The sequence below is a fragment of the Neochlamydia sp. EPS4 genome (assembly GCF_000813665.1).
Classification (GTDB): Bacteria; Chlamydiota; Chlamydiia; order Chlamydiales; family Parachlamydiaceae; genus Neochlamydia.
The window spans coordinates 1-1197 of the sequence record NZ_JSDQ01000109.1; the positions used below are offsets into that span (position 1 = coordinate 1).

Here is a 1197-nt window from a genome sequence, read left to right on the forward strand (position 1 = left end):
GAGTGATCCTTTTTTAATATTTGTGTACTTCTTATAAGCTCCATTGTTAATCACTTTTTTAATAGAAGTCTCATCCGATGAATTACAAAGCTTCTTTTTGAGTTTTTCAATTACACGCTCTCGGTCTTCTTTATCTTTCCTAGCTCTGCTAGGACTGTAAGTAGCAATAAGCAAAGTGTCTTTATATTGAGGATGTGCCATAGTACGAAAAAAAACTTTTTCTTTTTCTACGATAGCTTCTTGATGTGATAATGGCGAATAAGTCGAAAGATCATTAATTTTTAATTTTTTAGACATAGATTTAAGTTTAGTGGCAATGACAAAATGAAATTCTGCATTCTGAAGTGCTTCTATATTTTGCTTGCTGGCTAGGCCGCGATCACATACAACCGTGACGTTTTTAATCGAAAAGCTGTTTCTTAACTTTTCTAAAACAGAAATCAGTGTTTTTGTTTCGGCTAGATTTCCTTTAAACACTTCATAAGCAATGGGCAGACCGTGTGCATCTACCACTAAAGCCAGAACGATCTGAACCATATGATATTTTTGATCTTTGCTAAAACCAAAATCTTTGATCTCATCTTGCACCACACTTTCAAAGTAAAGGGTGGGGACATCAAAAAAGAAACAATCTACAAGCTTTTCAGAAAATTTACATGCGGTGCTAAACGCCTCTTTTTGAATGTCAGTCTCCAGCGATTCCATCGCATCCATCGTTCGATAGATATGCTGCAAGTCAATTCCTTGAAATCCATGCTCTTCTTGCCGTTCATAGGTGCGCATTTTGCTACTAGGACAATCAAAACGCTGAACAAGAATCAATTTTACTATTTCTTCTAAAGCAAATGTGTTGTTCCCTTGAGCTTAGTGAATGACCTTTGAAAAACCAGATAATTGCATTAATTCGTTAATAACTATCCCGTACCCATCATAGTAGGTTTTTTGATGAATCAAATCTTGCACAGCAATCTTATCGTCGGGTGGAAGCCCTTCTTTTTCAAGCTTTTGAATGAGATGGTCTGCAAGTTTTCGAAGTTTTATGAGGTCTTTTTGACTTTTTATTACTCCCAAAGATGCAATAATCTTTTGTTTAACTTTTTTGCCTTCACGAATACCTTCAACTATTTGAAGAGTTGGATGCTTAGATTTTTTAGAGGATGTCAATCGTATATACATGTAGAACATTATCCATAAAAA

1 protein-coding gene and 1 pseudogene are annotated in these 1197 nt (G+C 35.1%); both read right to left on the minus strand.

Annotated features, from left to right (window positions below):
- Positions 1-831, minus strand: an 831-nt coding sequence (locus tag DB42_RS10060; protein WP_255359373.1) for an IS1634 family transposase, incomplete at its 3' end; no start/stop codon positions are given.
- A 33-nt stretch (positions 832-864) separates the two neighbouring features.
- Positions 865-1197, minus strand: a pseudogene (locus DB42_RS10065) (hypothetical protein); the annotation flags it as partial.